Raw genomic sequence first — 5,867 nt, forward strand, 5'->3', positions numbered from 1 at the left:
CCCGTGCTCCTGTGTGATCCGCCCGCGGGTGTCGCATCGCGCTCAGCCCTCCTCCGCCGCGCCGGCCTCACCCGTGACCGTGACCGGGAAGTCCACCGAGCCGGGGAAGAGCACCGGGACCTTCAGCGCGACGCGGGCCCGCCACAGCCCGCCGTCCCGGGAGCAGCTGATGCTCGCGCCCTCCCGCCACGCCCCGGGGAGGTTCTTCTCCGCGGCCGGCCGGCAGGCCCCGCTGCTCGCCGCGGCGGTGGCGGCCCGGGCGGCCTCGTCGGCGGAGTTGCCGGCCAGAGAGTACGTATAACCCAGCAGCGCGCACTGCCAGCACAGCGCGAGGACGACCAGCAGCAGCGGCACCATGCCCAGGAACTCGACGGCCGCCTGGCCGCTGTCCCCGCCCCGGCGGCGCCGCGGCGCGAGACCGAGCGTGCCCCGGCCGCCCGGGGCCTTTCGTCCGCCGCGGGCGGGCGGGCGTCCGGCCGGGTCCGGCACGGCGCCCTTGACCAGCCCGAGTTCCCCGGCGAGCCGCCACAGCGCCTGCTTGACCTGGCTGCGGTTGTCGAGGTCCTGGACCCGTCCGGCGTCGACCACCGGCTGGAGTTCGCGGAAGTTCGCGGGTACGGCGGTGCGGGAGACCCGGGTGCCGGTGATCCGTTCGACCAGGGCGGGCTGGATCTCCGACTGGCGGGAGTGCCGGTTGACGACGGTCAGCGTCTCCTCGGCCTTGCGGATCTGGAGCCGGTCCCAGAGCCGGACGAGCCGTTTGGCGGCGCGTACGGCGACGACGTCCGGGGTGGTGACCATCAGTGCGGTGTCGGACATCTCGACGGCGGCGGCGTTGGCGCCGTTCATCTGGGTCCCGCAGTCGACCACGACGACCTCGTAGCGGCTGCGCAGCGAGCTGACGATCTGCCGGGCCGCCCGGTCGGTGACCTCCTCGCCGCGCTCGCCGTCCACCGGGGCGAGCAGCAGGCCCAGCCCGGTGGGATGCGCGAAGACGGCGTCCTGGAGGACCCGCGGCGAGAGGTCGGTGATGCCGGCGAGGTCGACGACGGAACGCCGGAACTGCACGTCCAGGAAGGAGGCGACGTCGCCGGACTGGAGGTCCATGTCGACCAGGGCCGTGGTGTGCCCGGAGGCCCGTGCGGCCAGTGCCAGCTGCACGGCGGTGAAGGTGGTGCCGACGCCGCCCTTGGCGCCGGTGACGGTGACGACGGTGCCGCCGGGTCCGGTGAACTCCTCGGGCGGCGCCCCGAGATGGCGGCGGACGCCGGAGGCCCACTGGGCGGCGCTGTGAACGCGGGCGGCCAGTTCCTCGTAGGAGAGGGGGAGGCCGACGAGTCCGCGGGCCCCGGAGTCCATGGCTGACTGCAGGAGTCCGGGCGCGGTGTCGGCGGAGAGGAGGACGACACCGACGGCGGGGAAGCGGAGGGCTGTCTCCCGGATGAGTTCGAGGGCGGGCACGGGCCCGATCCGCTCGTGCACGAGGACGACCTCGGGCAGTTCCCCGACGCCCTCGCCGGCGAGCCGGGCCAGCGTGTCGAGGAGAGCGGTGGAGTCGGTGACCGGCGGGGCCGGTTCCGCTCCGGGCAGCCGGCCGAGGAGCGTGGTCACGGAGCGGGCGGCGTCGGCGTCACCGACGGCCGGCAGGATTCGCGTGGTCATCCGTGCCTCACTTGTCCCCGTCGAGGGTGTACGTGCGGTCGTCCGGGCTGACCGGGTCCGAGGAGCCGGGCGCCACGAGGGCGAGCCGGACATGGGTGGCGAAGGACTCGGCGTAGGCGACGCGCTGGGCGTCGAGGGTGTCCAGCGCGAAGGTGATGGGCACGGCGTCGCCGGCCCGCCGCCGGCGGTCGTCCTCGTCCCCCTCGAGGGCGGTGAGCCTGCCGACGTCGATGACCTCGGCGCCCGCGACGATCACCTTGGACTGCGGCTTGCCGCCCTGTTCGTCGGCGTCGAAGGTGGCGAAGATGTTGACCCGGGCGCCGGGACGGATCTTGCCGGCCACCCCGGTGGCGGCGTCGATCATGATGGCGATCTCCTGTTCGCCCTTCTGCAGCGCGGGCCGTTCGACGACCATGTCGCTCTGCAGCAGCGACCCCTTGCGCAGCGGGGTGAGCGCGACCTTGCCGGATATGCCGTCGAGGTCGGTGACCGCGGTCTCTGGCAGCCAGCGCTCGGGCATCGAGACCTTCTCGAACTGCGCCTTTGACAGCGCCTCGTAGGGCTGCACGTCGGACTTCACCTCGTACGCGGTGGTCTCCGGGCCGACCTTCGACCGGACGTCGCCGATCACCGACAGCACCCCGGCGAACGCGGCCGCGGCGCAGAGGACGGAGAGCAGCAGCAGGACGACACCGCGGCGCTGGCGTGAGTTCATCGACGGACAACCTCGTTCGGGGACGTATCCGGGCGGGACGGTGAGCGGGGTGGTGCGGTGGACGCGGTTCGCCGCGCGCCCGGTCTAGGGTGCGCCGCCGGGGGCGAGCACGGGAAGGTCCGGGGCGGCGGGCGAGGCGCAGAACGCGCAGCGGTCGCCGATGAGTTCGAGACCGCACCAGGCGCACTCCGATCTGCGGACCGAGGCGACGAGCTGGTAGAGGATCGCGGTGTCCGGGATGGCCGCGGCGAACTCCGCCAGCTTGCCGGTGCCCCACCAGCGGGCGGAGTCGGCCGGCAGCGCGGCCTCCTGCACGCTGTGCACGTGCCAGGCGGGCGCGAGGGTGCGCAGCACCCACTCGGACGGGGCCTGGCCGCGGGCGACGACGAGCTGGGTGGCGAACGCGGGGCCTTCCGGGGTCTGCCCGGGCGTGGTCCGCACCAGCCGGGGCTCGGGGTTGGCGAGCACCGCGAACTGGGAGCCGGGCATCCAGGACTTGGCGTGCTCCCGCAGGCCGACGGGGACCCGGTCGAGCCGGGACACGGAGCCCAGCAGCGCCCCGGCGTGGACGTAGTGGGCGAGCAGCCGGGTGGCGGAGCCCAGCACGCCGGGGCTGAAGTCGCAGGCGGAGAGCTGCCGCAGCTGGCGGGCGAGGACGGCGACGGCCAGCGGCGGCAGGTCGAGCCGGAGGAGGGCGATGCGGTCGCTCTCCAGCACCGAGCGGACGGTGTGCAGTCTGCGGTGGACGGCGGCCGGCACGGAGGACGGGTAGAGGGCGATCACATAGCCGTGCGCCTCGACGAGGGCGTAGGTCTCGGCGAGGGCGTCCTCCAGCGACTGCTCGCGCGGCGGGTGCAGCACGGCGGCCGTGGGCGTGTGCCGGTCGGCGGGCGGAAGCACGAGGTCCGGGGCGGTGACTGCTATCGCGGTTGGCACGTCAGGTTTCCCCGTTCACTCCGGCGGCCGGACGTCCGGGCACCGTGGACCGATCACTGCGCTGTGCTACTGCCTCGCTACTGTCACAGCACTTTATCCACGACGTCCCGGTGAGAGAACCATTCCCCGTTATCGGGGGCTTCGATCTTCGCCCCCGGCTGCCGGACATCTTGACAAGGCCATTGGTCTGGACCAGTCTGTGCGGCGCGAAGCGGTGGCCACCGCCGAAGTCTGCTTTCCCGCCGGGTCTCCCCGCCCGGTCCCCCACTCCCCCCACATCCGGAGGCAGCCATGGCCCGAGTACCCCTACGTCTTCCCGGCCGGGGCGGCCGGCTCGCCGCGGCGTCCGCGGCCGCCGCCGCGGCACTGCTCCTCGGCGCCGGACTGGCCGGCGCGGGCCAGTCCGGCCAGGACCCCGAGCCCCAGCAGCCCGGGCAGCGGACCGCGGCGGCCGGGCCCGCCGCCGTACCGGCGCACGCGGTCACCGGCTACTGGCAGAACTTCGACAACGGCGCCACCGTGCAGACCCTCGGCGAGGTCCAGGACCAGTACGACATCATCGCCGTCGCCTTCGCCGACGCCACCGGCACGCCCGGCGCCGTGGACTTCACCCTCGACCCGGCCCTGAACTACTCCGAGGAGGACTTCAAGGCCGACATCGCCGCCAAGCAGGCGGCGGGCAAGTCCGTCATCGTCTCCGTCGGCGGCGAGAAGGGCGCGGTGGCCGTCAACAGTCCCGAGTCCGCGGCGAACTTCGCCGACTCCGTGCACGGGCTGATGGAGGAGTACGGCTTCGACGGCGTCGACATCGACCTGGAGAACGGCCTCGACTCCACCCACATGACCGAGGCGCTGCGCTCCCTGTCCGGGAAGGCGGGCGACGGTCTGGTCATCACCATGGCGCCGCAGACCATCGACATGCAGTCCACCGAGAACGAGTACTTCAAGACGGCACTCGCGATCAAGGACATCCTGACGGTCGTCAACATGCAGTACTACAACAGCGGTTCCATGCTGGGCTGCGACGGCCAGGTCTACAGCCAGGGCACCGTCGACTTCCTCACCGCGCTGGCCTGCATCCAGCTCGAGGGCGGACTCGACCCGTCGCAGGTCGGGCTGGGCGTCCCCGCCTCGCCCAGCGGCGCGGGCAGCGGCTATGTCGAGCCGGCCGTCGTCAACGCCGCCCTGGACTGTCTGACGCAGGGCACCAACTGCGGCTCCTTCACGCCGGAGAAGACGTACCCGGGCCTGCGCGGCGCCATGACCTGGTCGACCAACTGGGACGCGGCGGCCGGGAACGCCTGGTCCGACGCGGTCGGCCCGCACGTCCACGCGCTGCCGTAGCCGCTGCGGCCGCACAGCTCCCCGCCCGGTCCGGTGCCGGACCGGACCGGGCGGGTGACCTCGCCGGCTGCCGTGCGGTAGAGGTACGGCAGCCCTAGATGTACTGCCCGGCCAGGTTGGTCGAGTTTGTGCGACGACACGGTCTGAATCTGTGAGATGACGAAGGCCCCCGGTTGTGGAGTGGAGCTGTCGAGGAACCGCTCCGCCAACCAGGAGGCCTTCGTGTCTCACGCTAACGCTGCTCTGACGCCCCGTGCCCGTCTTCGCCTGGCGCGTCTGATTGTGGATGAGGGATGGCCGGTCGCCCGTGCGGCCGAGCGCTACGACGTGTCCTGGCCCACCGCCAAGCGATGGGCCGACCGTTACGCCGAATCCGGGCCGGCCGCGATGGCCGACCGGTCCTCACGACCTCACCGCAGCCCGGCCCGAACTACTCAGCCGCAGGTCCGCAAGATCGTGCACCTGCGCTGGAAGCAGCGACTGGGACCGGTCCAGATTGCCGGACGGCTGGGCATGCCCGCCTCGACCGTCCACGCGGTCCTGACCCGCTGCCGGATCAACCGGCTGTCCCACATCGACCGTGCCACCGGCGAGCCGGTGCGCCGCTACGAACACGGGCATCCCGGCGCCATGCTCCACATCGACGTCAAGAAGCTCGGCAACGTCCCCGACGGCGGCGGCTGGCGCTACGTCGGACGCGTCCAGGGCCGCAGGAACCGTGCCGCAACACCAGACAAGCCCCGCAACAAGTACCGCGGCCCGCTGCTGGGAACCGCATTCGTCCACACCGTCGTCGACGACCACTCCCGCGTCGCCTACGCCGAGATCCGCAACGACGAGACAGCCGACACCGCAGTCGATGTCCTGCACCGCGCGGTGGCCTGGTTCGCCGCCCGCGGCGTGACCATCGAGCGGGTCCTGACCGACAACGGCTCGGCCTACCGCTCCCGGCACTGGAACCGGGCCTGCACCGAACTCGGCATCACACCGAAGAAGACCCGGCCCTACCGGCCACAGACGAACGGCAAGGTCGAGCGCTTCCACCGCACCCTGGCCGACGGCTGGGCCCTCGGACGCTTCTACTCAAGCGAATCAGCCCGCCGCAAAGCCCTGCCGGCCTGGCTCCATCACTACAATCACCACCGCCCCCACACTGCAACCGGCGGCAAACCGCCCGTCACCAGGTTGACCAATGTCCCTGGGCAGTACA

The 5,867-nt window shown here is 72.4% G+C and carries 5 protein-coding genes; 2 read left to right on the plus strand and 3 right to left on the minus strand.

From position 1 onward, the window contains the following. Window positions 1-42: 42 nt before the first annotated feature. The 3 genes from GCU69_RS26575 to GCU69_RS26585 form a co-directional block, all read right to left on the minus strand. Window positions 43-1,662: an AAA family ATPase gene (locus GCU69_RS26575; protein ID WP_098753737.1), complete on the minus strand. Its 1,620-nt coding sequence runs from the start codon at window positions 1,660-1,662 to the stop codon at window positions 43-45. A 7-nt stretch (window positions 1,663-1,669) separates the two neighbouring features. Next, on the minus strand, window positions 1,670-2,377 hold the full coding sequence (cpaB, locus tag GCU69_RS26580) for a Flp pilus assembly protein CpaB (RefSeq protein WP_098753736.1): 708 nt from the start codon (window positions 2,375-2,377) through the stop codon (window positions 1,670-1,672). A gap of 84 nt (window positions 2,378-2,461) precedes the next feature. Further along, window positions 2,462-3,313 carry a hypothetical protein gene (locus GCU69_RS26585; protein ID WP_098753735.1) on the minus strand — a complete coding sequence of 284 codons (852 nt, stop codon included), beginning with the start codon at window positions 3,311-3,313 and terminating at the stop codon, window positions 2,462-2,464. A gap of 291 nt (window positions 3,314-3,604) precedes the next feature. Between GCU69_RS26585 and GCU69_RS26590 the strand changes: the two genes are divergently transcribed. Beyond that, on the plus strand, window positions 3,605-4,657 hold the full coding sequence (locus GCU69_RS26590) for a chitinase (RefSeq protein ID WP_098753734.1): 1,053 nt from the start codon (window positions 3,605-3,607) through the stop codon (window positions 4,655-4,657). A gap of 222 nt (window positions 4,658-4,879) precedes the next feature. Beyond that, the coding region (locus GCU69_RS26595; protein ID WP_107645004.1) for an IS481 family transposase at window positions 4,880-5,867 on the plus strand (988 nt) is incomplete at its 3' end.

The organism is Streptomyces lycii (assembly GCF_009735685.1).
Lineage (GTDB): Bacteria > Actinomycetota > Actinomycetes > Streptomycetales > Streptomycetaceae > Streptomyces > Streptomyces lycii.